This is a genomic window from Sphingomonas sp. JC676, assembly GCF_014489075.1.
Taxonomy (GTDB): Bacteria; Pseudomonadota; Alphaproteobacteria; order Sphingomonadales; family Sphingomonadaceae; genus Sphingomonas.
In genome coordinates this window covers 78,783-102,527 of sequence record NZ_JACTGR010000007.1, presented here as the reverse complement: position 1 = coordinate 102,527, position 23,745 = coordinate 78,783, and the positions used below count along the sequence as shown (strand labels likewise).

General features: G+C 66.0%; 23 protein-coding genes. 10 read left to right on the top strand and 13 right to left on the bottom strand.

Going from position 1 to position 23,745, the window contains the following annotated elements:
* Positions 1–91 precede the first annotated feature (91 nt).
* Entirely contained in the window at positions 92–526 is a 435-nt protein-coding gene (locus IAG41_RS20870) for a YciI family protein (RefSeq protein ID WP_187730622.1), read from the top strand.
* Positions 527–641: 115 nt separating this feature from the next.
* Here IAG41_RS20870 and IAG41_RS20865 read toward each other — a convergent pair whose 3' ends face one another.
* Complete coding sequence (locus IAG41_RS20865) at positions 642–3,188, bottom strand: TonB-dependent receptor (protein ID WP_187730621.1); 2,547 nt, start codon at positions 3,186–3,188, stop codon at positions 642–644.
* 280 nt (positions 3,189–3,468) lie between these two features.
* Here IAG41_RS20865 and IAG41_RS20860 point away from each other — a divergent pair, with 280 nt between their 5' ends.
* Together IAG41_RS20860 and IAG41_RS20855 are read left to right on the top strand one after the other, a co-directional pair.
* Positions 3,469–4,674, top strand: a complete 1,206-nt coding sequence (locus tag IAG41_RS20860; protein WP_187730620.1) for a toxic anion resistance protein — start codon at positions 3,469–3,471, stop codon at positions 4,672–4,674.
* 6 nt (positions 4,675–4,680) lie between these two features.
* The gene (locus tag IAG41_RS20855; RefSeq protein ID WP_187730619.1) at positions 4,681–5,400 is read left to right on the top strand and encodes a hypothetical protein; all 720 of its coding nucleotides are present in this window, start codon (positions 4,681–4,683) and stop codon (positions 5,398–5,400) included.
* 26 nt (positions 5,401–5,426) lie between these two features.
* On the opposite strand, the gene IAG41_RS20850 is transcribed toward IAG41_RS20855, so the two are convergent.
* The 6 genes from IAG41_RS20850 to ubiA form a co-directional block, all read right to left on the bottom strand.
* The gene (locus IAG41_RS20850) at positions 5,427–5,726 is read right to left on the bottom strand and encodes a hypothetical protein (RefSeq protein ID WP_187730618.1); all 300 of its coding nucleotides are present in this window, start codon (positions 5,724–5,726) and stop codon (positions 5,427–5,429) included.
* Positions 5,727–5,729: 3 nt separating this feature from the next.
* Positions 5,730–7,988: a hypothetical protein gene (locus IAG41_RS20845; RefSeq protein ID WP_187730617.1), complete on the bottom strand. Its 2,259-nt coding sequence runs from the start codon at positions 7,986–7,988 to the stop codon at positions 5,730–5,732.
* A 428-nt stretch (positions 7,989–8,416) separates the two neighbouring features.
* Positions 8,417–8,731 carry an antibiotic biosynthesis monooxygenase family protein gene (locus IAG41_RS20840; RefSeq protein WP_187730616.1) on the bottom strand — a complete coding sequence of 105 codons (315 nt, stop codon included), beginning with the start codon at positions 8,729–8,731 and terminating at the stop codon, positions 8,417–8,419.
* 5 nt (positions 8,732–8,736) lie between these two features.
* On the bottom strand, positions 8,737–9,525 hold the full coding sequence (locus IAG41_RS20835; protein WP_187730615.1) for an inositol monophosphatase family protein: 789 nt from the start codon (positions 9,523–9,525) through the stop codon (positions 8,737–8,739).
* Entirely contained in the window at positions 9,518–10,864 is a 1,347-nt protein-coding gene (locus IAG41_RS20830) for a TldD/PmbA family protein (RefSeq protein ID WP_187730614.1), read from the bottom strand. Before IAG41_RS20830 ends, IAG41_RS20835 begins: the two co-directional genes overlap by 8 nt.
* A gap of 31 nt (positions 10,865–10,895) precedes the next feature.
* Positions 10,896–11,813, bottom strand: coding sequence for a 4-hydroxybenzoate octaprenyltransferase (gene ubiA / locus IAG41_RS20825; RefSeq protein ID WP_187730613.1), 918 nt, complete (start codon positions 11,811–11,813; stop codon positions 10,896–10,898).
* A gap of 120 nt (positions 11,814–11,933) precedes the next feature.
* On the opposite strand from ubiA, the gene IAG41_RS20820 reads away from it, so the two are divergent.
* The 3 genes from IAG41_RS20820 to IAG41_RS20810 all read left to right on the top strand — a co-directional run bounded on the left by IAG41_RS20820 (position 11,934) and on the right by IAG41_RS20810 (position 15,001).
* Complete coding sequence (locus IAG41_RS20820) at positions 11,934–12,665, top strand: hypothetical protein (protein ID WP_262408805.1); 732 nt, start codon at positions 11,934–11,936, stop codon at positions 12,663–12,665.
* A 162-nt stretch (positions 12,666–12,827) separates the two neighbouring features.
* The gene (locus IAG41_RS20815; RefSeq protein WP_187730612.1) at positions 12,828–13,568 is read left to right on the top strand and encodes a 16S rRNA (uracil(1498)-N(3))-methyltransferase; all 741 of its coding nucleotides are present in this window, start codon (positions 12,828–12,830) and stop codon (positions 13,566–13,568) included.
* Between the two features lie 56 nt (positions 13,569–13,624).
* Positions 13,625–15,001, top strand: coding sequence for a glutamate--cysteine ligase (locus IAG41_RS20810; protein ID WP_187730761.1), 1,377 nt, complete (start codon positions 13,625–13,627; stop codon positions 14,999–15,001).
* A gap of 340 nt (positions 15,002–15,341) precedes the next feature.
* On the opposite strand, the gene IAG41_RS20805 is transcribed toward IAG41_RS20810, so the two are convergent.
* Positions 15,342–16,205, bottom strand: coding sequence for a GDSL-type esterase/lipase family protein (locus IAG41_RS20805; RefSeq protein WP_187730611.1), 864 nt, complete (start codon positions 16,203–16,205; stop codon positions 15,342–15,344).
* Between the two features lie 261 nt (positions 16,206–16,466).
* A complete protein-coding gene (locus tag IAG41_RS20800; RefSeq protein ID WP_187730610.1) occupies positions 16,467–17,756 on the bottom strand; it encodes a methyltransferase family protein in 1,290 nt (429 codons plus the stop codon).
* 114 nt (positions 17,757–17,870) lie between these two features.
* Between IAG41_RS20800 and IAG41_RS20795 the strand changes: the two genes are divergently transcribed.
* From IAG41_RS20795 to IAG41_RS20780, 4 genes are read left to right on the top strand one after another with little or no spacing between them, the layout of a single operon-like run.
* Entirely contained in the window at positions 17,871–19,766 is a 1,896-nt protein-coding gene (locus tag IAG41_RS20795) for a M61 family metallopeptidase (protein ID WP_187730609.1), read from the top strand.
* A 33-nt stretch (positions 19,767–19,799) separates the two neighbouring features.
* The gene (gene ppa / locus IAG41_RS20790) at positions 19,800–20,339 is read left to right on the top strand and encodes an inorganic diphosphatase (RefSeq protein WP_187730608.1); all 540 of its coding nucleotides are present in this window, start codon (positions 19,800–19,802) and stop codon (positions 20,337–20,339) included.
* A gap of 47 nt (positions 20,340–20,386) precedes the next feature.
* The gene (locus tag IAG41_RS20785; protein ID WP_187730607.1) at positions 20,387–21,028 is read left to right on the top strand and encodes a hypothetical protein; all 642 of its coding nucleotides are present in this window, start codon (positions 20,387–20,389) and stop codon (positions 21,026–21,028) included.
* Positions 21,029–21,036: 8 nt separating this feature from the next.
* Positions 21,037–21,696, top strand: a complete 660-nt coding sequence (locus IAG41_RS20780; protein WP_187730606.1) for a DUF1345 domain-containing protein — start codon at positions 21,037–21,039, stop codon at positions 21,694–21,696.
* Here the strand turns inward: IAG41_RS20780 and IAG41_RS20775 are convergent.
* Genes IAG41_RS20775 through IAG41_RS20760 form a run of 4 tightly spaced genes read right to left on the bottom strand, consistent with a single transcriptional unit; the run spans position 21,668 to position 23,725 of the window.
* Positions 21,668–22,039 carry a TfoX/Sxy family protein gene (locus IAG41_RS20775; protein ID WP_187730605.1) on the bottom strand — a complete coding sequence of 124 codons (372 nt, stop codon included), beginning with the start codon at positions 22,037–22,039 and terminating at the stop codon, positions 21,668–21,670. The genes IAG41_RS20780 and IAG41_RS20775 overlap by 29 nt on opposite strands.
* Positions 22,039–22,356, bottom strand: a complete 318-nt coding sequence (locus IAG41_RS20770) for a DMT family transporter (RefSeq protein WP_187730604.1) — start codon at positions 22,354–22,356, stop codon at positions 22,039–22,041. Before IAG41_RS20770 ends, IAG41_RS20775 begins: the two co-directional genes overlap by 1 nt.
* Positions 22,356–22,835 (bottom strand): GNAT family N-acetyltransferase, encoded by a 480-nt coding sequence (locus tag IAG41_RS20765; protein ID WP_187730603.1) that lies wholly within the window; start codon positions 22,833–22,835, stop codon positions 22,356–22,358. The genes IAG41_RS20770 and IAG41_RS20765 overlap by 1 nt, the downstream gene beginning before the upstream one ends.
* Positions 22,832–23,725, bottom strand: a complete 894-nt coding sequence (locus tag IAG41_RS20760; protein WP_187730602.1) for a DMT family transporter — start codon at positions 23,723–23,725, stop codon at positions 22,832–22,834. The genes IAG41_RS20765 and IAG41_RS20760 overlap by 4 nt, the downstream gene beginning before the upstream one ends.
* Positions 23,726–23,745 lie beyond the last annotated feature (20 nt).

The window sequence follows — 23,745 nt, the reverse complement described above, 5'->3', positions numbered from 1 at the left end:
GAAAAATTGCAGAACCATGTCGATTTCCGACAAACTCGTTCGTCGTCCCGATGAGACGCCAAAAGGGCCGGCTCACATAAGGAGACAGACGATGCGCGTGATGGTGTTTGCGATGGCCAATGAGAACAGCCAGACGGATTTGACCCCCACGCCCGAGATGCTCGAGGCGTTCGCAGCGATGGACAAGTTCACCGAGGAGTTGGTCGCCGCCGGCGTCATGGTCGCCGGGGCCGGTCTCAAGCCCACCGCCGAGGGCAAGCGCATCGTCTGCGAAGGTTCCAGCCGCACCGTCATCGACGGGCCGTTCGCCGAGACCCACGAGATGGTCGCCGGCTTCTCGATCTGGGAGGTCAAGGACATGGACGAAGCCGTGGCCTGGGCGAAGCGCAGCCCCAATTGCATGCCGGGCCGCAGCGAGATCCAGATCCGGCCGTTCTACGAGGCGGCGGATCTGGCCGATTTCGCGACGCCCGAGGAACTCGCGACGCCCCGTGAGGGCGAGCGCGGCAGGCTCGGCGTCGCCTGAACCCGTCGGTTGAGCCGGCGGGGCTCCCCTGCGGCGCTGGCCGAAAGACGGTGTGACCGTAGGGGGCGCACCAGGCGAGGCCTCGATGAACGAGGCCCCGCCTGCGGCCGGCGTGTCAGTAGGCGGCCGACAGCGTCAGGAACCATTGGCGCGGCGCGATCGGATAGGCCGAATAGCTGTTGGTCGGCGATCCGATCGAAAGGCTCGACCAGCCTTTCCGGTTGGTCAGGTTGGTGACGTTGAACGCAATCTCCGCCTTGCGCAGCGGCAGGATGTTGTCCGGCACCCGCAATGCGACACGCATCGAGGTCAGGAAATAGGACGGTACGCTGGCGTCGTTGGTAAAGGTGGAGAAGCGGCGGCCCACAAGATCGCCGATCACCTGCACCTCGACCGGACCGTTCGACAGCGACATGACCGTCTTGTTCATCCACTTCGGCGTGCCAGGCAGCTGCTTGCCGCAGGTCGGCACGACACCGCCGACGACGAGGAAGCCGCCGATGCAGGTATCGGTGGCGCCGCCGATGCCGGTCGCCGCCGACGTGTAGTCGCTCTGATACTTGGACAGATTGTAGGAGATCGCATTGTAGAACGAGAAGTTGCGGCCGATGCGCAGCGTGAACGCGGCATCGACGCCGTCCGTGTGCACGTCACCGACATTGACCAGGATCGACGTGCCGCCGGTGATGCCGCTGCCGGCGATGCCGCCCGGATTTGTCGAGATCGCCAGCAGGCGGTCGTTGAACACGACGTGGTAATAATTGATCTGCGCCTCGAGCCCGATCTCGTGCGCGAAGGTGCGGTGGGTGCGCAGGCCGCCTTCATAGGTCCAGCTGCTCTCCGGCTTGCCCTGATCGGCGAAGGCGTCGAACGCCGCCTGACTGCCGGTGAACCACGGACCGCCGCCGCCGGCCAGATATGCCTGATACTGGCGCAAATTCTTCTGAACGTTGAAATAAATCTCTTCGTGACCGTTGAAGTCGTAGGTCGCGCCGATCGCGGGCAGGAACCAGCGCAGCGTGTTGATGTTGCCCTGCGGCAGGCCGCCCGAGAGGCCCGACAGGGAGCCGGCCTTGGGCTGCACCGGGAAGCGACCATCCGCCCATTGGGCGCTGGTCTTGAAGCCGATCTGGACGAGCAGCGGCTCGAATACCTGCCAGCTATCCTGGACATGGAGCTGCAGCTCGTTGATCCGGGCCTCGCCCTGATATTGGGTGAACAGCGGCTGCGCGACGTCGAGCGGGCGGATATAGGGCGTGCTCGACCCCGGATTGTTGACGTCGACACCGTACCAGCGGCGCCACTGCGTCGTGCTGTTATGCTCGAACCAGCCGCCGATCTCGATCTTGTGGGCGCCCAGATCCACATTGAGCGCCGTGATCGCGCCGGCGCGATCGATACGATATTCGGTGGTGCGGGTGATCAGGCCCGATCCGCCGGTCGCCTTGACCAATGCCGCGCCAGCCGCCGCCGCTTGGGCGTCGGTCAGCGCCGTGCACGCGGCCGGCCGGATCCCGTTGGCGTTGCCGCCGAAACGGCAATTGGTCGGAAGGCTCGCATAATTGGGATCGAGATAGGGCTGCGCAGTCGTGATCGACTGGCCCAGCGGGCCGGCGACGACACCGGCGCCATCATTGTGATGGAAATAGACGGTGTTCGACAGCGTCACATTGTCCGCGATGTGCGCGTCGTAGCGCGCATAGCCGAGATAATCGGTGCGCTGCGCATCCGAATAATAGTTGCGATAGTTGCTGCCCACAGCGGCCGGCGAATTGCCCAGCGCGCTCAGGTAAGATGTCCGATACCCGCTGAAATCCGGATAGAAGAAGGGCTTCGTGTAAGGCGTATAGAGCTGGACAGGGGTCGCGGTGCCGCCAGCGGAAGGCTTGAAGATGACGGTGGCGTCCTCGTTCGGCTGCTTCATGTCGTTATAGTCGAAGAAGAGCGTGAGCTTGCCGACCGTATCGTCGTGCACGAACTTGGCGTTGGCCTGCCAGCCGCCCTGATCGCCATCGAAGTCCCAGGCGCGCGCATGCTGGCGCGCCACCGAGACATAGCCCGAGTTCGCTCCGCCAAAGGTACCGCTGTCGATGCGTGCGTACGTGCGCGACGTCTCGTAGCTGCCGACGGTCTGCGCGGCCTGGATGCCGAACTTGTCCAGCGGATTCGACGAAAAGGTTTCGACGGTGCCGCCAAGATTGCTGTTCGATGCGGTGGCGAGATCGCCGGCGCCTGTCGCCACGACAACGCGACCGACATTTTCCGAAATGACCGCACGCTGCGGAGCGAGGCCGTTATAGTTGCCGTAGCTCTGGTCGCCCAGCGGAATGCCGTCCATGGTGTAGCCGAGCTGGTTGGCGGCGAAACCGTGGATGAAGATCTGGGCGTTCTGCTCGTTATAGCCCCAGGGATCGGCGGTGATGTAGAGCACGCCGGGCAGCGTCTGGATCGCCTTCAGGGGCGAGACGCCGGGCAGGATCTTCTGGATCTCGCTTTGGGGGATCGCGGTTGCCGAGCGCGTCGACTTGGCAGTGACGACGATCGTCGTGGCTTCATCGGATGCATTGTCGCCCGCGTCGGCTTCGGCCGTTTGTGCGAAAGCTGCATTGGCATAGAGAAGCGCGCCGGCGAGCGCGAGCAGGCTGGAAGCAGATCGGATCACGTTGTTCCCCTTGACGCGGCCGTTGCTGCAGTGCCGCACGGCCGCCCTGTGCCCCGGGACAATGCCAATCTCGCGACATTTTCATTGCGATGGCGTTACATGGAACGATTGGAGCAACGCCCCAGACACGCCCGGCTTTCGGGTCCACTTCTGGAGCGACGCCGCGCGCCCTTTCCGCCTGCCCTTGGCGAAGCGCGTCAGGTGTACTATTTAACTGACACACTTGGATAGAAGCGGCAAAGCCCCTATTGGTGGGAGCAGCAGCTTTTGGAGGGATTGCATGGCGACGGAAACCGCGACGGCCGAACAGGACCTGGTGCTGACTCCGCCCGAGCCGGTAAAGGTGGTCGCGCCCGAAAAGGCGGCAGGCCTGGTGCCGGTGGAGGACAAGAAGCGGACCGAGCTCGAAGCGCGGGTCGATACCTTCATCGACGATCTGGTGGCGCAGGACGTCAACTCGCCCGAATTCGGCAAGCGCGTCGATGCGATCGCGGCGATGGGCCAGAAGGAGATCCGCGACGCGGCCGGCCAGTCGAACCGCTTCCTCGACCGCCCGGTCAAGGCGATCGGCAACGATACCGGCGTCGGCGCCGACCTGCTCGCGCTGCGCAAGACCGTCGAGGATCTCGATCCCAGCAAGAACGGCCGGCTGGTCGGCGGCAATGACGGCTTTCTCAGCAAGCTGTTCGGCGGCGGCGGGCTGAAGCAGTATTTCCGCAAATATCAATCGTCGCAGAGCCACATCAACGGCATCCTGAAGAGCCTGTCCAACGGCAAGGACGAGCTGCTGATGGACAATGCCGCGATCGATACCGAGCGCGCCAATCTGTGGAACTCGATGGGTCGCCTCGAGCAGATGATCTACCTGTCCAAGGCGATGGACGCGAAGATCGAGGACAAGGCCAACGAGCTCGATCACACCGATCCGGCCAAGGCCAAGGCGCTGCGCGAGACCGCGCTCTTCTATGTCCGCCAGCGCACCCAGGACCTGCTCACCCAGATGGCGGTGACGGTGCAGGGCTATCTGGCGCTAGACCTGGTCAAGAAGAACAATGTCGAGCTGGTGAAGGGTGTAGACCGCGCTTCCACCACCACTGTCTCGGCGCTGCGCACCGCGGTCACTGTGGCCCAGGCGCTGACCAACCAGAAGCTGGTGCTCGACCAGATCACCGCGCTCAACACCACAACGGCGGGCCTGATCGATTCGACCGGCCAGCTGCTCAAGAGCCAGTCGGCGGCGATCCATGAGCAGGCGGCGAGCGCGACGATTCCGGTCGAGACGCTGCAGCGCGCGTTCCAGAACATCTACGACACGATGGACGCGATCGACACCTTCAAGCTCAAGGCGCTCGACAGCATGAAGACCACGGTCAACACGCTTTCGAGCGAGGTCGAGAAGTCGAAAGGCTATATCGCCCGGGCCGAAGGCGCGGCGCAGAACCAGAGCGGCGCCGCGACCGACAATTTCAAGCTGGAGGCGATGTAACCGGCCATGCCGACCGACGTCGACCATCAGCTCGCGCGCGCGGGCGAACTCCTCGACCGCACCCGCGAGCGCTATTCCTCCGTGTCGAAGCGCACCGCGCAGCGGCGCAATGCCGAGGTGGTGCGCCGCGTGGGCCGGGTCGTCCTCGCCGATACCGCGATCGTGATCGCGGCGATCGTCGCGGGGCTGGTGCTGCCGAACGGCATCGGCATGTTCGGCGCGCTGGGCGTGATGCTGCTGCTGATCCTCGCCACGCTGTTCTTCACCGTCTTCCCGCTCACCGCGGCGCCCAATGTCGAGCAGCTTGCCCAGGCGCCGCTCAAGGCATTGCCGCTGACCACCGAGCGCTGGCTCGAATCGCAGCGCCTCGCGCTCCCGGCGCCGGTCCGGACCCTGGTCGATTCAATCGGCGTGAAGCTGGAGATTCTGGCGCCGCAGCTCGCGACGCTGGACGATAGCTCGCCCGCCGCCGGCGAGGTGCGCAAGCTGCTGGGCGAGCAATTGCCCGAGCTGGTCAAGGGCTATGGCCGCGTGCCCGAGCCGCTCCGCCGGGTCGAGCGCAACGGGCTGACCCCGGACCAGCAGCTCGCACAGGGGCTGCAGGTGATCGACGAGGAGATCGGCCAGATGTCGGCGCAGCTGGCGCAGGGCGATCTCGACCTGCTCGCGACGCGCGGGCGCTATCTCCAGATCAAGTATCGCGACGAGGATGGCCCGAGCGCCTGAGGCGCCGGACCTCCCCTTCGCCGCGCTCAGGGCGCTTCGAAGCCTTCGCTGTCCCAGTCGAGCCCTTCACCGGGACGCTGCTTGTTCGCCAGATCCTCGCGCGCATTCCAGGCGGAGATTCCCAGCTGCTCGGTCGTCGACAGGCTCTCGTCGGACTCGGGTGCCTTGCTGTCGGCCGGGAAGACGTCGCCAAGCGCCCCCAGCGGCGCCGGTTCGGCAGCGGCGACCACGAACACGCGGTCGCCGTAGCGCTGCCGGACCGTCGCCAGGCCTTCCAGCTCGGCAGCGGTCCGGCCCTTGGCCAGGATGATCAGCATCTCGCCCATGGTTCAACCCATAGCGCCGGTTCCGCCGGTGTCGAGATCGGCCGCCCCGCCTTCGCCGATACCGCCCAGCCCATCCGAGCTGTCCGCCCCCTCCGGGCCGTCATTGGCACCTACGGGCGTCGATGCGCCGCCAAGGCCGCCGAACCCGCCAAAGCCGCTATCGGGTGCTCCGGCGCCGACGGGCGCCGATGTGATCGGCCCCGGTTCATAGGATGCCGTGCCCGGCGCACCCCCTTGGGACATGCCGCCAAAGCCATTCTCGCCGTCCCCGGGCGCCGCCGCCGCGGCCGCCGCCGGTTCGCCCGCGAACATCGATCCGGTATCGACGTCCGCGCCGGAATCAGCCGTCCCGTCGGTCCCGAAGATGCCGCCATAGCCGTCGCCGCCATTTTCATCGGCTTCCAGTCCGAGCGCCAATGCGCCGGCGCCCACCTTGACCTGGGCATTGGCGGTATTGGCGGGATCGGTGACTTCGACATCGATGAGGCGCAGATTCTGCGCGCTCCATTCCTGCCACTTCGCGCTGAAGCTGGGGTAATTGGCGTTGACCCACAGGCCATAGCCGTCAGTGCCGCCGCGGAAGACCCCCGAGTAGCGGCGCTCGCCGCCGAAGCTGGTGACTTCCAGATCGACCAGCCGGAGATTCTGCTTCGACCATTCCTTCCACTTGGCCTCGAACGATGCCCAGTCGGTGTTGACCCACAGGCCATAGGCATCGGTGCCGGCGCGGAACACGCCCGAATAGCGCCGGTCATTGCCGAAATTGGTGATGGTGAGATCGACGAGGCGCAGATTCTGCTTCGACCATTCCTGCCATTTCGCGGTGAAGCTCGCCCAGGTGGCGTTGCCCCACAGCCCATAGCCGCCGGTGCCGGCACGGAACACGCCCGAATAGAGGTTCTGGTTGCCGACGCGCACCACCTCCATGCAGACTAGGCGCAATCCCTGGGCCGACCATTGCTGCCACTTCGCGGTAAAGGCATTCCAGTCGGCGTTGAGCCACAGGCCATAGGCATCGTTGCCGGCCATCCAGACGCCGTTGTAGCGCCGTTCGTTGCCGACCTGGACGATGTCGAGATCGACCAGCCTCAGCCCCTGCCCCGCCCATAGCTGCCACTTCGCGACGAAGCTGTCGTAGCTGGCGTTGAGCCACAGCGCGTATTTGCCGGTGCCCGCGCGGAAGACCCCCGAATACCGCTGGTCGGCCAGCGGGAATCCCAGATGATAGGGCGTGACCGAGCACATCTCCCAGTCGTTGGACTTCATCAGGCATTTGACGCCACCGCCGGGCGCGCAATTCTCGCAATTGCTGTTGGGCTTGCCGTAATAGCCCCAGGAGCCCCCGCAGGTGCAGCCGCTCGATGCATATTCGTCCGGCGCGCCGAAGATATGGCCGCTCTCATGTGCGAACACCCGGTCGATATTGTCCGGGCCCCAGCCGTCATTGGCATAGTCCATGATGATGCGCGGACCGCCGATCGAAGCATAGGCGAAATGCCCCACCGGATATTTGGTGAAGAAGCCGACATAGGCCCAGTCGGTGCCGAGCTTGGTGCGCAGGTCGTTCGCATATTTGGTGACATTGGCGAGCCCCGCGCCATAGCCGAGCGTCGCCATCGCCGGATCGCGGAAACGGTTCTCCATCGCGTCGCTCGAGGGATTGCCCGTCAAGGGGGTCGCGGTGATCGACGGCGTGTGTATCTCGTAGAAGAAGCTCACCGCGCCGGCGGCATTCTGCGCGCCCAGCCAGCCCAGGCCGTTCTGGACCTCGGCAACGACCTTGGTCCGTTCCGCAGCGGTGAATTTCAGCGCCGCGGTCGGCCCGTCGATGATGATGATCGCCACTGCGACCTTGCCGGTCAGCCGGGCGCTGAGCGGCGGCGCCCCGGCCTCTGAGGCGAGCGCGCCTTCCACATGGGCATGCCCGCCGGGATCGCGCCCCACATCCATGCAGGTGAGCGGCTGGACGTCGCCCGGGCCTTCCCACGACGCACCCTGATGCGGTCGCGATGCCTTGGCCTTGGCGTATTTCGGGGATTGGCGGAGCGCGAACGCCTCGACGCCCAATTTCTCCGTTTCGGTGAGATCGTCCGGAGCGGCAGCTTCGGCAGTCGCCATGTCGGGCGCGCGGCCATCCAGCGACAGCCGGGTTTCGGCGCCGGGCGGCACTTCGGCGAGGAGAACACGATCGCCATAGCGATGCATGATCCGCCCGCCGCTCTGCCCGAGCGAAGCCGCCAGTGCCTGAGGGCTGCGCAGCAAGGACTCCGCGCCGCCCGCCTTTGGCAGAATAATTAGTTGTTCTCTGATTCCGATATCACCAGCCATCTTTCTCTCCATCGATTATGTTGTCGAAGAAAGTGCAATAATTCTGTCACGCCAGAGATAGTATCTCTGACGACAGTCTGGCGACCTCGTTGAATAGTTTTGATTTTTATCTGAGCGACTCTGCGATGTTTACATTAACATTTTCCGGCACAAGCCACAAACGCGATCGGTCCGATTTGACCCAATCTCGATGCTTTAACTTTGGACTCGATATCGACTTCGCCGCGAAATTCCAACGCTTCGCCGCTGGTGGAAGAAGGACGGTAATCGGTAGCCAACGGCGCAGAAGCCGGCCCGGTTCGCGCACGGGCGATCCCGATTTGCTGGCGATGAGGAAATGGGCAGGAGCCAGGGGCCCCGGCTCAGGACTCCGCCGGGTGGAACGTCCGGATGACCTCGTACATGCCGGGATCGAACCGGGCGATCGTCAGCGCTTCCTCGAGGAAAGGCCGAGGTCCAGGATCACGCCGCATCGCCTCATAGTCCTCGACGCTGCGCCACTGCGCGACCATCGTCACCTTGGTGCCATCCGTGCTTCGGTGCAGCGTCGAGGACAGAAATCCCGGCGCATGAGCGACGAAATCCTCGGTCGCGCGCGTAAGCAGATCGACGACGCGCTGCTGGTTCGCGGGATCGACCGTGAAGACATTGATCAGGACGATGCCCGGCTGGTCCATGACCGCTATCGCTTTACGCTGGCTGCGGCACGCTCGGCCAGGCGATCCACTGCCGCGGCGTGGATCCCAGGTGCGGTCGCCAGCACGCCGAATGCCTCGCCCGCCGGGGTATTGAAATGGAGCGCTCCGCCCAGTGCATCGGTCACCGTCGTACCGGCTTCGCGCGCGAGCAGCACGGCGGCGGCGAGGTCCCATTCATGGCCCCAGCGCAAAGTCGCGACGAGGTCAGCCTCGCCGGCGGCGACCATCGCGATGCGCAGCGCGATCGAATTGGGCTTGGCGACCATCGTCAGATCCTGGTCGACCTTGGGCAACTGATCGGCGGGCACGCGCGCACCGGCCAGTTCGCTGCGTTCGGCAGTGTGGAGGCGCTGGCCGTTGCGCCAGGCGCCCTTGCCCGCCTCGGCCGTCCACACTTCGCCACGCGCCGGCGCATCGAGCACGCCGAATACAGGCTGGCCATGCTCGACCAGGGCGATCGACACCGCCCAGCCGGGCCGGCCGCGCAGATAGTCGCGCGTGCCATCGATCGGATCGACCACCCATATGCGGTCCGACTGGAGGCGCGCGGCATTGTCGATCGTCTCTTCGGAGAGCCAGCCGGCATCGGGCAACAGGTCGTTGAGCCGAACCCGCAGCATCGCATCGACTTCGAGATCGACCGCGCAGACCGGATTGCCGGGCGATTTCTCCCAGCGCTTGAAGTCGGTCTGCCAGCGGTCCATCGCGAGCCGCCCGGCATCGGCGGCGATCGCCGCGATCTGCTGGGCGAGATGAGGGTCCAAACTAGTCACCGGCAATCGTCATCCCGTCGATGCGGATCGTCGGTGCGTTGATGCCGAAGCGGAATTCGAGGTCATTGGCGGGGGTGAGCGCGAGGAACATGTCCCTGAGGTTGCTCGCGATCGTGACTTCGGAGACCGGGGTAGTGATCTCGCCATTCTCGATCAGGAAACCCGCTGCGCCACGGCTATAGTCGCCGGTAACGCCGTTGACGCCCTGGCCGATCAGCTCGGTAACGAGCAGGCCGCGGCTGATCTCACCGACCAGGGTCTCGGGTGGGATATTGCCCGCCTGCATGTAGAGATTGCTCGGCGCGACGCCCGGCGCGCCCGCGATGCCGCGCGAGGCATGGCCGGTGGGCTCGAGGCCGAGCTGGCGGGCCGAAGCGCTGTCGAGCAGCCAGGTCTCGAGCATGCCTTCGTCGACCAGCTTCACCGGCAACACCGGCAGCCCCTCGCCATCGAACGGACGCGAGCGCAGCCCGCGCGGGCGATGCGGATCGTCGCAGATGGTGACGGTGCGCGCGAACACCTGGCTGCCCAGCGCATCCTGTAGGAAGCTGGTCTTGCGCGTGATCGCCGAGCCGCTGATCGCGCCCAGCAGATGGCCGAGCAGACCCGCCGAGACGCGGCGGTCGAACACAACGGGCAGCGCGCCGCTGGCGATCTTGGCGGGATTGAGCCGGGCCACCGCACGTTCACCGGCGCGGCGGCCGATGATCTCGGGTGCTTCCAGCATCGCGGCGTGGCGCGCCGAATGATGCGCATAGTCGCGCTCCATGCCGCTGCCGGTGCCGGCGAGCACGCTCGCCGACAGCCCGTGGCTGGTCTGGGCATAAGCGCCGGTGAAGCCGTGACTGGTGGCGAGCGCCATCACCGATCGCGAACCGCCCGCGCTGGCGCCTTCGCTGTTGGTGATGCCTTCGACGGCGCGCGCGGCATCCTCGGCTACAAGCGCCCTTTGCTTCAGCGCCGTGGGCTCGATATGCGCGCCGTCGTCGAGATCGAGATGCGGCGGCGCACCGTGCATCAGCCGAGCCTCGGGGGCGAGCCCGGCCCATTTGTCCTCGGGCGCCTCGCGCGCCATGGCGAGCACGCGATCGACCAGCACGTCGATCGCCTGGGAGCTGAGATCGGAGGTCGAGACGCTGGCCGAGCGTTGGCCGACGAACACGCGCAGGCCCAGTTCCTCGCTCTCCGAGCGCTCGACATCCTCCAGCGCGCCCATCCGCACCGAGACGGAGAGCGAGCGATCGGCGGCGAACACGGCATCGGCAGCGTCGGCGCCGGCTTTCCGCGCGCGATCGACGACGTCGCGGACGCGTTCGCAGGCTTGTTCCCTATTCAGCATCGCTGGCACTTAGGTACGCGAGGGGCCAACGTCAAAGCGTCTGGCCGATAACGAAGCACGCCGCGAACATCAGCAGCCCGGCGTTGCGGTTCGAACGGAAGCGGGCGAGCGCGTTGACACCGTCCGCGGGCACCAGGGTCAGCACCTGCCAGGCAAGATGGAGCGCCATCGGCAGCAAGGCGAGGAGCGCGAGCGGATCGGAGCGGAGCTGCCAGAAGGCAGCGCCCCACAGCGCCAGCGCGACCGCATAGAAAGCGGCGACGCCCGGCCGTACCCGGCTTCCCAGCCGGCGCGCCGAGGAACGCACGCCGACCAGCGCATCATCCTCGACGTCCTGCAGCGCATAGATCGTGTCATAGCCGATCACCCAGAACACCGCGCCGGCATAGAGCAGCAGCCCGGGCGTGAAATGCATGTCCGGAGCCTCGGCCCAGCCGACCAAAGCCGCCCAGGAGAAGACCAGGCCCAGCCAGGCCTGGGGCCACCAGGTGATCCGCTTCATGAAGGGATAGGCGGCGACCAGCACGAGGCTGGCGAGCGCGACCCACACCGCGAAGAGGCGAAGCTGGACGAGCACGACGAGCCCGACCAGGCACAGCGCCACCAGCCACACCCAGGCGGCCTTGAGCGACACCGCGCCGCTGGCGAGCGGCCGGCTGCGCGTGCGCGCCACCTGGCGGTCGAGGTCCCGGTCGACAATGTCGTTATAGACGCAGCCCGCGCCGCGCATCGCGATGCTGCCGAGCAGGAACCACAGGATCAGGTCCCAGCGCGCCAGTGCCTGTCCCGACAGCGCGATCGCCCAGGCGCCGGGCCAGAACAGCAACCACCAGCCGATCGGCCGGTCGAACCGCGCCAGCAGCGCATAGGGCCGCGCCGCGATGGGAAGCAGCCCGACCAGGCCGCGATGCTCGGTATCGGGAACGATGTCGGGCGCGGGTGAGGTCATGCCCGCCCTGCTGCCACACCCCCGGGGCGTCGCAACAGGATTTTGTCGCGCCAGGCACATTCTTGCGACAATTCGGGCCTAGCGGGCATTATGGGGACCCTCATTTTCCAAGGGCGAGCGATGCGTATCCTTCTCTTCTCCAGCCTGATCCTGACCGCCACCGCCGGTGCTGCGGCCGCCGCGCCGCGCGAGCAGCTCTTCATCAGCCCGATGGGCGAGCCTTTCCGCTCCGATTCGGGCGGCACGATGCCACAGGACCTGTGGTTCAACGCCGCCGACACCGACCATGACGGCGCGCTCAGCCGCGCCGAATTCCAGGCCGACGCCAAGCGCTTCTTCGCGATCCTCGATCGTCGGCACGACGGCGAGATCGATCCCGACGACATCGAATATTACGAGACCGTGCTCGCGCCCGAGATCCGGGTGAGCGATTTCGGCGGCGGCTCGCAGCGCAGCGCCGCGACCGAGTTCGAAGGCGGCGAGGACACGCCGGCGCGGCGCGATGCCAGCGCGGCGCGCGGTCGCCAGGGCGCGGCGCGGTTCAGCTTCTTCGACTATCCCGAGCCGGTGGTCGTGGCGGACCGCAACTTCAATCGCGGCGTCGACACCGCCGAGTTCGCCTTTGCCGCCGACAAGCGCTTCGACATGCTCGACAAGAATGGCGACGGAAAGATCCAGCATGACGAACTGCCCAAGATCGTCGCCGGGCCCGCTCCCGGCCGGGGCGGCGAAGGCGGCCGCGGCGGACGGCGTGGCGGCGGTCACCGTGGCGGCGGCATGGGACGCGGCGGCGGAATGGGCCAGGGCGGCATGGGCCCCGGCGGCATGAGCTCGGGCGGCGACGGTTATTGATCGCGCGGGGGTGACGCGGCTGTAGCGTGTCCCGTCGAGCTTGAACGGGCTCCTGCGAAAGCAGGAGCCCAGGATCCCAAGCGATTCCCTCGTCACTCTGGGCTCCTGCTTTCGCAGGAGCACGAGCTTCCATCTGATCGGGACAAACCCTAGAGCTGCGCCATGCCCGCAACGCCCGCCTGGCCGCCCCAATCCACCCCGCGCCTGTTCGTCGAAGCCGAGCTCGCGCCCGGCGAGATCCGTATCGACGGGCCCCAGGCGCATTACCTGCTCTCGGTGATGCGGATGAAGCCGGGCGCGGTAGTCAAGCTGTTCGACGATGCGACCGGCGAATGGCTGGGCGTGGTCCGCTCGGCCGGCAAGCGCGACCTGGTCCTCGACGTGACCGAGCGGCTCCGCGAGCGCGAGGCGGTGCCCGATCTCTGGCTGTGCGCCGCGCCGATCAAGAAGGGCCGGATCGACTGGGTGGCGGAGAAGGCGTGCGAGCTGGGCGTCGACCGGCTGGTGCCGGTGCTAACCCGGCGCACCGTGATCGATCGTCTCAACCTCGAACGCCTGCGCACCCACATGATCGAGGCGGCCGAGCAATGCGGGCGCACCGCGCTGCCGCAGCTGGCCGACGCCGTGAAGCTGCCCGCCCTGCTCCGTGACTGGCCCGAGGAACGCGCGTTGTTCTTCGCCGACGAGGCCGGCGGCATCGCCGCGATCGAGGCGATGCGCGCCCGGCCCGGACCCGCCGCGATCCTGATCGGCCCGGAGGGCGGCTTCGACGATGCCGAGCGCGAGGCGATTCGCGCACTGCCCCAGGCCGTGGGCATTGCGCTCGGCCCGCGCATCCTGCGCGCGGAAACTGCGGCCGCGGCGGCGGTAAGTCTTTGGATGGGCACGGTTGGGGATTGGTGACCGAGCGGTATGGAAAGGCTCTGGCGCAGGTCCGCGCCCGCCGCTACATGCGCGCCATGAGCACGAAGACCGTTTCGGATAACAACGCACCGGTCATCGAGGACCGCTCGCAGCTGGTCGACTATTTCGCGCGCGGCGAAAAGCCCCGCGAGCGCTGGCGCATCGGCACCGAGCACGAGAAGTTCGTCTATTGGAAGTCGCCCGATCACCGCGCCCCCAGCTATGAGGAGCCGGGCGGCATCCATGCGCTGCTGATCGGCCTCACCGAGTTCGGCTGGAAGCCGGTCTATGAGGGGGGCAATATCATCGCGCTGTCGGGCCCCGACGGCGCCGTCAGCCTCGAGCCGGCCGGCCAGTTCGAGCTTTCGGGCGCGCCGCTGGAGAATCTCCACGAGACCTGCGCCGAGACCGGACGCCACCTGCAGCAGGTCAAGGCCGTGGGCGACAGGCTCGGCATCGGTTTCCTCGGCCTCGGCATGTGGCACGACAAGACCCGCGCCGAGCTGCCGATCATGCCCAAGGGCCGCTACGAAATCATGCTGCGGCACATGCCGCGCGTCGGCAATCTCGGCCTCGACATGATGCTGCGGACCTGCACGATCCAGGTGAATCTGGACTATGCCTCCGAAGCCGACATGGCGAAGAAGTTCCGCGTCGGGCTGGCGCTCCAGCCGCTCGCCACCGCGCTCTTCGCGAACTCGCCGTTCCTCGAGGGCAAGCCCAACGGCTATCTCTCCTATCGCAGCCATATCTGGTCGGACACCGATCCGGCGCGCACCGGCATGCTGCCCTTCGTCTTCGAAGAGGGCTTCGGCTATGAGCGCTACGCCGACTACGCGCTCGATGTGCCGATGTACTTCGTCTACCGCGACGGGAAATATATCGACGCCGCCGGGCAGAGCTTCCGCGACTTCCTGAAGGGCGAATTGCCCGCTTTTCCCGGCCACAAGCCGACGATCGACGATTGGGCGGACCATCTCTCCACCGCCTTCCCCGAAGTACGGATGAAGCAGTTCCTCGAGATGCGCGGCGCCGATGGTGGCCGCTGGGGCCGGATCTGCGCGCTGCCGGCGCTCTGGGTCGGCTTGCTCTACGACGAGGCCGCGCTCGATGCGGCATGGGACCTGGTCCACGACTGGACGATGGAAGAGCGGCTGGCGCTCCGCAACGCAGTGCCCAAGCTGGCGCTCGACGCGCCGATCCCGGGCGGCGGCAAGCTCAGGGACATCGCCGGCCAGGTGCTCGACATCGCGGCGGCCGGCCTGAATGCCCGCGCCCGGTTCAACGCTTCGGGCGACAATGAAAGCGGCTTCCTCGATCCGTTGCGCGAGATCGTCCGCACCGGCAGGGTCCCCGCCCAGATCCTGCTCGATCGCTTCAATGGCGAATGGAACGGCGATATCAGCCGGGTGTACGAAGAGGCGAAGTTCTAGCGTCGGCGACTACCGTCCTCGATCAAAAACAACTTCCTCGCGCGCAGTCCATCCCGAGCCAGAGGAACGAGATCGACCCCACCGCATATACTGTCCCGACGACAAGTTGCGCGGAAGCGGGCCACCTTGATGTCACGACCGCACATAGACCTCCAGCAACGACCGCGGTGACCACCAATGTGGACAACGCGGCGCTCTCGATCAGGTGAGGCGCAAGGCGGAGAATGGCTTCAAGGGCGAGTGAGGGGAGCAGCAGCAGAATAAGCAGCGTGCGAATCGAGAGTTTCATCGCACGATGATCCACCATTTTGCGACCGCCGCAATGAAGAGTGGAAGGACTTCACCCGGGTCTACGAAGAGGTGAAGTCCGGCTCTTGAGCGCGCGATCGACGGCCGCCCGCGCCAACGGGGTCATGATCTCGAAGCCCCGTCGATTGGGATGGAGGCCGTCATTGGACAGGCCGTCCCGTATCCCGAGTTTCCCGTCCTCAAGCGGCCCGTGATAGTCGACATAGATCAGGCCGTTCTTCCCGGCATAGTCGCGCAGCCAGTGATTGAGCCAGACGATATGCGCACCGAAAGCCTTGTCGAGCGAACCCCGGAACAAGGAGGACGGCGTGACCGCGCCCAGGATCACCGTGATCCCGCGCGCCCGCGCCAACTCGACCATGGATTCGATGTTCGACCGGGTCAGCGCGGTGCCGGGCGGGCTGTGGATGTCGTTGATGCCGCCGAGGATGTGGACGACCGCGGGATGCAGGTCGATCACGTCGGTACGGAAGCGCGCCAGCATCTGCGTGGTCGTCTCCCCCGAGACCCCGCGATCCAGCACGTCGCCGGTGAAGAACGCGGGAATGGACGGCTTCCAGGATTCGGTTATCGAATCCCCCAGGAAGACGACGCGGTGATCTGTGGCGGGCGGCAGCGACCGGTTCGCCTCGCGATACCAGCACACGCCTTCGGGATCGATCTTCGACCAGCGCGCGTAACTGGCGCGGTCCGTCTCGCTTGCCGGCGGCAGCTTCGCGATGTGGGGCTCGGGTTCGACGATCAGGGTCATCCGCTCGGGGCTGATCACCGGCATCGGCGGACACGGTATGTCGTCCAGCGTGCGCGGCGGCGAGGTCGCCGGGCTTTCCTGGGCATGGAGCGGCGCGGCCGCCAACATCGCGACCAGTCCCGACAGTGCGATGGCGATCTTCATTTCCACTCCGCGAATGTCTTCGCGAAAACCTAGCCGAACCGCGCGCCTTCGCAATCTCGGTCGTTGGCGGCGCTCCCCACCTTGCAATGTAGGATTTCAAAGCCGATCGAAGGACCCGCTCTTTCTCATCGTCGAAGTCCCAAAAGCCCCGAATTTCGGGAAGGAAGATTTTTCGACATAGCAGGTGTCAACCGTGTCAACTTCGCAGTCGACCGAACGCGCCCCTAAAGCTCTGAAATCTGGGGATTTCCCGGTTTCGCATTATTTCCGCAGCACCCACCGGAAAAACCGCGACACGGCCCCGTTGCGCGCCATCCAGTCGCTATAGTCGCGATAGGCCGGATCGGCGCCGAGATGCTTCTCCTCGGTCCGCGCACGCCAGTAATAGACGCCGCTGACGCACGCCATCACCGCGCCGTTGCGAATGCCGTCGACCCAGCCCGTAGTCGCCAAGAACGGCAAGGTCGAGAGCCACCAGAACAGGTTCTTGGAGAGATAGGCCGGGTGGCGGCTCCACGCGTACGGCCCATGCGTCAGCACGCCGCGATGCGTGAGGTTCGAGAAGCGCATGCCGAACGCGACCGTCGCCCAGGCATAGATGGCGGTGAGCCCCACCAGCACCACACCGATCGCGCCGAGCAGCCAGGGATGGCCCGCATACCAATAGGTCCAGTCGGCCGAGCCCTGGTGATAGTCCAGCGGCCCGCCATCGGCCATCAGCACGAAGGGCGGGTAGCAGATCAAGGCCGCCGCCCAGGCGCCGGCATAGGGATTGGCGGTACGGATGTGCGAATCGAGTGGGCGGAAGGTGAGGATGTAGCCGGCGGTCGCGAAGGCGACGTCGACCAGGAACATGAAGGTGATGCAGGTGTTCGCCAGCGCCACCGGATCGCGCCACACCTGGCTATAATCTGCCGATACGAACTCGCCGAAGCCCGGCGGCACGATCGAGAGCATGAAGGCGAGGAAGAAGCCCTTCACCGTCCAGCTGCGCAGATGGTTCCAGATCGCGTCCTTGTCGATCGCGTCGCTCGATCCCATCAGCCAGGCGCCGAGATGCCAGGCGCCGTCGCGCGGCTGCACCAGCCGCCGGTCGAGCCAGAGGACATAGGGAATGGAGAGCAGGAATAGCGCCGGCGCAGCGACGCTGAAGCACCACATCGCGAACGGGAAATTGGCGTAGCGGGTTTCCCACCAGAAGCGGCCGAGCGCATAGATTGCGGCGATCCCGCCCCAGGTGAGCCAGAGCCCAGCAAGCTTGGTCACCGACAGGTCGAGCGTCTCGCGCCAGGGCCGCACCACCTGCCAGTCGATGCCGGTCGAGGGGTTGCGATGGACCTTATCGACAAGCAGCGACCACAGCACCATCGGCAGCGCGCAGGCGAGGACGTTGATCAAAGCCGCGTAGGGGCCGTCGAGCCCGAGCAGGTGCGCGGCGACGATCCAGCCGGTCATCCCCACCAGCCCGGCGAATCCCACACCAGCGCTGACCGCCGAGCGCGGACGCGGGTCGGCCTTGGCCAAATTCGCCAGTTCGGGATCGTGAAACATCCCCGAAACCTAAGCCCGGAATGGTTAGGGAGCGGTGAAGGATGTGCTCTTTACCGCCTTCCCACCTGCGGCCTATGACCGCCCGTCGCTCCAGACCCGAAGAGGTTGTCCTTGATGAAGCCCATGCTGCCGCTCGCCGCCCTGCTGCTCGCCACCACCGCGCCCGCACTCGCACAGAATTCGGCGCCGCAGCCGGTGTTGCCGGTCAACACGATCCCCGAAGCGCGCGACGTCCCCTATCCCGGCACGCTGCAGCTCGACATCGACGCGACCAATACCCAGCAGGGCATCTTCAACGTCAAGGAAGTGATCCCCGTCGCCAAGAGCGGCCATATGGTGCTGCTCTTCCCCAAATGGCTTCCGGGCAATCACGGCCCGCGTGGCGAGATCGAGAAGCTGGCCGGCCTGCAGATCCGGGCGAACGGCAAGCGCGTCGCCTGGACGCGCGATCCGGTCGACGTCTACGCCTTCCATATCGACGTGCCGGCGGGCGCGAAGAAGCTCGACCTCGAATTCCAGTTCATCTCGGCGACCGTCGCCGATCAGGGCCGCATCGTGATGACGCCTGCCATGATGAGCCTGCAGTGGAACTCGATGAGCCTCTATCCGGCGGGCTATTTCACCCGGCGCATCCCGGTGCAGGCGACGGTGAAGTATCCGACCGGCTGGTCGGCGGCGTCGGGCCTGCCCTCCAAGGCGACCGGTTCGACCTATACCTATGACAAGACGACCTATGAGATCCTGGTCGATTCGCCGGTGCTCGCCGGGCGCTATTACCGCCCGATCGAGCTCAGCCCGCGCGTCACGCTCGACGTCTTCGCCGACTCGCCCGAGGAGTTGGACGCCAAGCCCGAGCAGATCGAGGCGCACAAGCGGCTGGTCGAGCAGGCCGTGAAGACCTTCGGCACGCAGCATTACGACCATTACCATTTCCTGCTCTCGATCAGCGAGGAACTGGGCGGAATCGGGCTCGAGCATCACCGCAGCTCGGAAGACGGCACCCGCCCCGGCTATTTCACCAAGTGGGACGAGAATACGGGCAGCCGCAACCTGCTGCCGCACGAATACACCCATAGCTGGGACGGCAAGTTCCGCCGCGGCGCGGATCTCTGGACCCCCGACTATCGCACGCCGATGCGCGGGTCGCTGCTCTGGGTCTATGAGGGCCAGACCCAGTTCTGGGGCTATGTATTCCAGGCGCGCTCAGGCCTGGTGAACAAGGCCGATACGCTCGAAGCCTATGCCGCGATCATGGCGAGCCTCGACAATCGCCCGGCGCGCGAATGGCGCCCGCTGGTCGACACCACCAACGATCCGGTCATCACCGCGCGCCGGCCCAAGGGCTGGGTGAGCCAGCAGCGCTCGGAGGATTATTACAACGAAGGCCTGCTCGTCTGGATGGAAGTCGATTCGATTCTCCGCGAGAAGTCGGGCGGCACCAAGTCGATCGACGATTTCGCCCGCAGCTTCTTCGGCTATCGCGACGGCGATTTCGGCGAGGTGACCTATACGCTCGACGATGTCGCGAGCACGCTCAATTCGGTCGTGCCCTGGGACTGGAAGTCCTTCCTCAACGAGCGGCTGAGCGCGGTGACCGAGCGCGCGCCGCTCAAGGGCTTCGAGAAGAACGGCTACAAGCTCGTCTATACCGACGTCCCCAACAAGGCGGGACGCGGCGCCAAGGACGCGGCCGACTTCACTTATTCGCTGGGCCTGACGATCGGGCCCAAGGGCATCACCAACGTCACCTGGGACAGCGCTGCGTTCAACGCGGGGATGGACCTGGGCGACGAGATCGTCGCGGTGAACGGCCGCGGCTATACCGGCGACCGGTTGAAGGACGCGGTGAAGGCGGCGAAGGGCAGCAAGGAGCCGATCAAGCTGCTGCTCAAGAGCGGGGATCGCTACCGCGAAGTCGCCATCGACTATCACGAGGGCCTGCGCTATCCGCACCTCGTCAAGACCGTCGAAGGAGAGGCTGGCCTAGACAAGCTGCTCGAGCCCCGCTGAGACGGGGCCGGACGCCAACCCAGGGTTAGAAATATGCGTATCGATTTGATTCCTGTCGGCGACGATCCGCCGCACAGCCTGAACGTGATCATCGAGGTCCCCACCGGGGGCGAGCCGGTGAAATATGAGTTCGATAAGGCCAGCGGCGCGCTGTTCGTCGATCGCATCCTGCACACGCCGATGCGGTATCCGGCGAATTACGGCTTCGTGCCGCACACGCTTTCGCCCGACGGCGATCCGCTCGACGCGCTGGTGATCTCGCGCTCGCCGTTCGTGCCGGGCTGCGTCGTCCGCGCGCGTCCGATCGGCGTGCTCAAGCTCGAGGACGAGGCCGGCGGCGACGAGAAGCTGATCTGCGTCCCCGTCGACACCACCTTCCCTTATTACTCGGATGTGGGCGAACGCGGCGATCTGCCGTCGATCGTGCTCCAGCAGATCGAGCATTTCTTCAAGCACTACAAGGACCTGGAGTCCGAGAAGTGGGTGCGCATCGGCCAATGGGGCGATGCCGAGGAAGCACGCAGGACCGTGCTCGAAGCGATCGCGGCGGCCGAGAAGGCCAAGGCCGCCTGACCGGGACGCTGGCCTGGCGCGCCTGTGCGCTCGCCGGGCTGGCGACCTTGGTTGCCTCCACCGCGTTCGGCTGGATTTCGGGGCTGGTGGCGTGCGGCGATACGCACGGCGCCGGCCCGATCATCGCGTTCGAACTCGCCCGCACGCCGGATGCGGTACGGGCGCTGTTCGGCGCCGAGCCGTGCCTCGGCACCTACGCTCAGGCACAGCGCGACGGATTGTGGCTCGACCTGCTGGGATTTATCCCAGCCTATTCCGCGTTCCTCGCTCTGGGTGCGTTCGCATTGCGCGGGCAGGCCTCGCGCCTGGCCCTGGTGACGGCCGCCATCGTCCTGCTCGCCGGGCTGCTCGACGAGGCCGAAGGGCTGGTGATGTTCCGCATCCTGGCCGCGCTGCCCGGCACGCCCGAACTGCTTCAGGCGCTGTTCTGGACCGTCCGACCCAAATTCGCGCTGCTCGGGCTCGGCGAGATTCTGCTCGCCCTGATGCTGTGGCGCGGACCTTTGCTCGGCAAGGTCGCCGCCGGTCCGCTGCTCGCGGGCGGGCTCGTCTCGATTGGTTTCCTCTTAGCCAATCCGCACAGCCCGACGATGATGAAGGCGCACAGCTATGCCTGGATGGCGCTGCTGCTGGTCGCGCTGGTCGCCTCCGTTCGGCCGGCACTGGTCGCCCGCGTCCAGCCGCGCTAGGCTTCGGCATGAGCAAGTCACACAAGCGCGGCATCGGCAACGTCATCGCCCCTCCGCGCTTCCTGTTCTTCCTTACGGTTGCCATCACCACGGCCTGGTTCGCCATCCCCGCGTTCGGATGGCGCTTCGGGACCATGGTCGCCTTTGATCTGGGCGCGGTGCTGTTCCTCCTCGCCTGCTTGCCGATGCTGGGCAATGAATCGAACCAGATGCGCGAATCCGCGCGCCGCAACGACGCCAATCGCGTGATGCTGCTGTTGCTCAGCACCGCGGTAAGCCTGGCGGTGCTGGCAGCCGTGGCGAGCGAATTGATGCAGGGCGAGGCGCCGCATCTGCCGACGCTGATCCTTATCATCGGCACGCTCGTGCTGAGCTGGATCTTCAGCAACTGGGTCTATTCGGTGCACTATGCGCACCTCTTCTATTCGAGCGATCCCAAGACCGGGGGCGACAAGGGCGGACTCGAATTTCCCGGGACGTCCGAGCCCGATTATTGGGACTTCGTCTATTTCGGCTTCTGCCTGGGCATGACCTTCCAGACCAGCGACGTGAGCGTGACCAACGGACGCATCCGCCAAGTCGTGACGCTGCAGTGCCTGGCTGCGTTCGTGTTCAACCTGGGCGTGATCGCCTTTACGATCAACGTGCTGGGTGGGTCTTCGTCCTAGGCTTCTTCTTCGGCGCGCGCTGGCCCGCGGCGATGCCGTGCGCGGCCCATTCGCGCATCGCGTCGGGATCGTCATAGACGTCGGCCGGGGCGCGGCGATAATTCATCGTATCGACCATGCCGCTGGCGAAGGTGACAGTGAAGCGCTCGGTATATCCGGCCTCGTCCCACAGCGCGTTGCTCTCGGCATCGGCCTTGAACCAGATCTCGTCGTCGGCGACGATCGCGAAGATCGTGCCGTCGAGATAGAGCGTCGCGCCGCCCATCATCCGGCGCATCGTCACGGTGCCGAGCGGCTCCAGCGCTTCCCGCACCCATTCGACGAGGCCCGCGTCGAACGCCATCAGTGCGCCGTGATCTTGAGCCCGGCGATGCAGGCCACCACGCCGAGGATCAGCAGCGAGCGGATTACCGTGAACGGCTCGCCGAACCAGATCATCCCGACGATCACCGTGCCGAGCGCACCGATCCCGCCCCAGACGGCATAGGCGGTGCCCATCGGGATGCTGCGCGCCGCCACCTCCAGCAACCCCATCGACAGCGCGACCGAGGCGAGGAAGCCCAAAGTCCAGGGAATATTGCGAAACCCTTCGACGAACCGAAGGCAGGTGGTGAAGCCCACCTCGAAGAATCCGCCCAGGATGAGGAGCGCCCAAGCCATCAGCCGCGCCCCGCGAGCTGCACGAGCGCGTCGCCGGTGACGCGTTGCACGGTCCATTCGTCCATGCCGACCGCGCCCATCGACCGGTAGAAATCCACCGCCGGCGTATTCCAGTCGAGCACCGCCCATTCGAAACGGCTGCAGCCGCGATCGAGCGCGATGCCGGCGAGGTGGCGAAGCAGTGCCGTGCCGACGCCCGCGCCGCGCGCATCCGGCGTCACGTAGAGATCCTCGAGATAGATGCCGGGGCGGCCGGTCCAGGTCGAGAAATTCTGGAAGAACAGCGCGAAGCCCTGCGCAATACCGTCGATCTCCGCGATCACGGCTTCGGCAGCCGGGCGCTCGCCGAACAGGGCGGCCTGCAGCATCGGCTCGGTCGCCTCGACCGCATCCGGCGCGCGTTCGAATTCGGCCAGCTCGCGGACCAGGCGGAGGATCAGCGGCACGTCTGTCAGGATAGCGGGACGGATCGAGATCATGAAAGCGCGGGCTCCACTGGGTCGGCTTGGCCGGGCTGGCCGCGAGCCGCCATCAAGCATCCTGCAACGATCAGCAAGGTCCCAGCGACCGTAACCGGGGTCAGCGCCTCGCGGAAGAACAGCCAGCCCATCAACGCGGCCCAGACAAAGGCGGTATATTCGACGGTGAGCAGCACCTGCGCCTCGGCGCGGGCATAGGCCCAGGAGAGCAGGAGCAGCGAGACGATGGCAAGGCTCGCAGACAGCAGCACCAGCGGCCATTGGCCCGGCGTCGGCACGGTCAGCAGCCAGGGCGCAGGCAGGCAGAACATGGCGAGAATGAACCAGTTCTGGAAGAAAGCGATCTCGATAGGCTTGGCATGCTGCGCCTGATGGCGCGCGATCACGAGGTTGACCGCGTAGAACACCGCCGAGGTGAGCACCGCTACCATGCCAAGCGCGGCATCCGGACGATGCGGCGCGCCGAGCTGGCCGACCAGGATGATACCAACACCCGAAAGGCCGAGCAGTGAGCCGAGGATCGAGCGGGGGCCGATCTTCTCCTTGAGGAAGATCGCGGCGAGGCCGAGCGCGATCAGCGGGGCGATGAAGGTGAGCGCGATCGCCTCGGCCAGCGGCACGCGAGCGATGCCCCAGAAGAATGCGATCGCCATGACCGCGATGACCATGCTGCGGACGAAATGGACCCTGAGGATGCGCCGCGCCGGCATGCGCGGACCGGTGGCGAGGAAGATCGGCGTCATGATCCCCACCCCCGCGACCAGCCGCCAGAAGATCGCGGCATAGGCACCGATGGCTAGGCTCAGCCCCTTCATCACCGCGTCCATCACCGAATAGAGCGCGATGCCCGCGGCGGCGGCGAGCAGGGCAGAGGTGACGGAGGGGCGCATCCCTCGCGCATAGCGGGGAC

What these genes read in the sequence shown, in the direction of transcription:
- IAG41_RS20870 (WP_187730622.1), top strand. Translation starts at nt 92, where the DNA reads ATGCGCGTGATGGTGTTTGCGATGGCCAATGAGAACAGCCAGACGGAT.
- IAG41_RS20860 (WP_187730620.1), top strand. Translation starts at nt 3,469, where the DNA reads ATGGCGACGGAAACCGCGACGGCCGAACAGGACCTGGTGCTGACTCCG.
- IAG41_RS20855 (WP_187730619.1), top strand. Translation starts at nt 4,681, where the DNA reads ATGCCGACCGACGTCGACCATCAGCTCGCGCGCGCGGGCGAACTCCTC.
- IAG41_RS20850 (WP_187730618.1), bottom strand. Translation starts at nt 5,726, where the DNA reads ATGGGCGAGATGCTGATCATCCTGGCCAAGGGCCGGACCGCTGCCGAG.
- IAG41_RS20840 (WP_187730616.1), bottom strand. Translation starts at nt 8,731, where the DNA reads ATGGACCAGCCGGGCATCGTCCTGATCAATGTCTTCACGGTCGATCCC.
- IAG41_RS20830 (WP_187730614.1), bottom strand. Translation starts at nt 10,864, where the DNA reads ATGCTGAATAGGGAACAAGCCTGCGAACGCGTCCGCGACGTCGTCGAT.
- ubiA (WP_187730613.1), bottom strand. Translation starts at nt 11,813, where the DNA reads ATGACCTCACCCGCGCCCGACATCGTTCCCGATACCGAGCATCGCGGC.
- IAG41_RS20820 (WP_262408805.1), top strand. Translation starts at nt 11,934, where the DNA reads ATGCGTATCCTTCTCTTCTCCAGCCTGATCCTGACCGCCACCGCCGGT.
- IAG41_RS20815 (WP_187730612.1), top strand. Translation starts at nt 12,828, where the DNA reads ATGCCCGCAACGCCCGCCTGGCCGCCCCAATCCACCCCGCGCCTGTTC.
- IAG41_RS20810 (WP_187730761.1), top strand. Translation starts at nt 13,625, where the DNA reads ATGAGCACGAAGACCGTTTCGGATAACAACGCACCGGTCATCGAGGAC.
- IAG41_RS20805 (WP_187730611.1), bottom strand. Translation starts at nt 16,205, where the DNA reads ATGAAGATCGCCATCGCACTGTCGGGACTGGTCGCGATGTTGGCGGCC.
- IAG41_RS20800 (WP_187730610.1), bottom strand. Translation starts at nt 17,756, where the DNA reads ATGTTTCACGATCCCGAACTGGCGAATTTGGCCAAGGCCGACCCGCGT.
- IAG41_RS20795 (WP_187730609.1), top strand. Translation starts at nt 17,871, where the DNA reads ATGAAGCCCATGCTGCCGCTCGCCGCCCTGCTGCTCGCCACCACCGCG.
- ppa (WP_187730608.1), top strand. Translation starts at nt 19,800, where the DNA reads ATGCGTATCGATTTGATTCCTGTCGGCGACGATCCGCCGCACAGCCTG.
- IAG41_RS20780 (WP_187730606.1), top strand. Translation starts at nt 21,037, where the DNA reads ATGAGCAAGTCACACAAGCGCGGCATCGGCAACGTCATCGCCCCTCCG.
- IAG41_RS20775 (WP_187730605.1), bottom strand. Translation starts at nt 22,039, where the DNA reads ATGGCGTTCGACGCGGGCCTCGTCGAATGGGTGCGGGAAGCGCTGGAG.
- IAG41_RS20770 (WP_187730604.1), bottom strand. Translation starts at nt 22,356, where the DNA reads ATGGCTTGGGCGCTCCTCATCCTGGGCGGATTCTTCGAGGTGGGCTTC.
- IAG41_RS20765 (WP_187730603.1), bottom strand. Translation starts at nt 22,835, where the DNA reads ATGATCTCGATCCGTCCCGCTATCCTGACAGACGTGCCGCTGATCCTC.
- IAG41_RS20760 (WP_187730602.1), bottom strand. Translation starts at nt 23,725, where the DNA reads ATGCGCCCCTCCGTCACCTCTGCCCTGCTCGCCGCCGCCGCGGGCATC.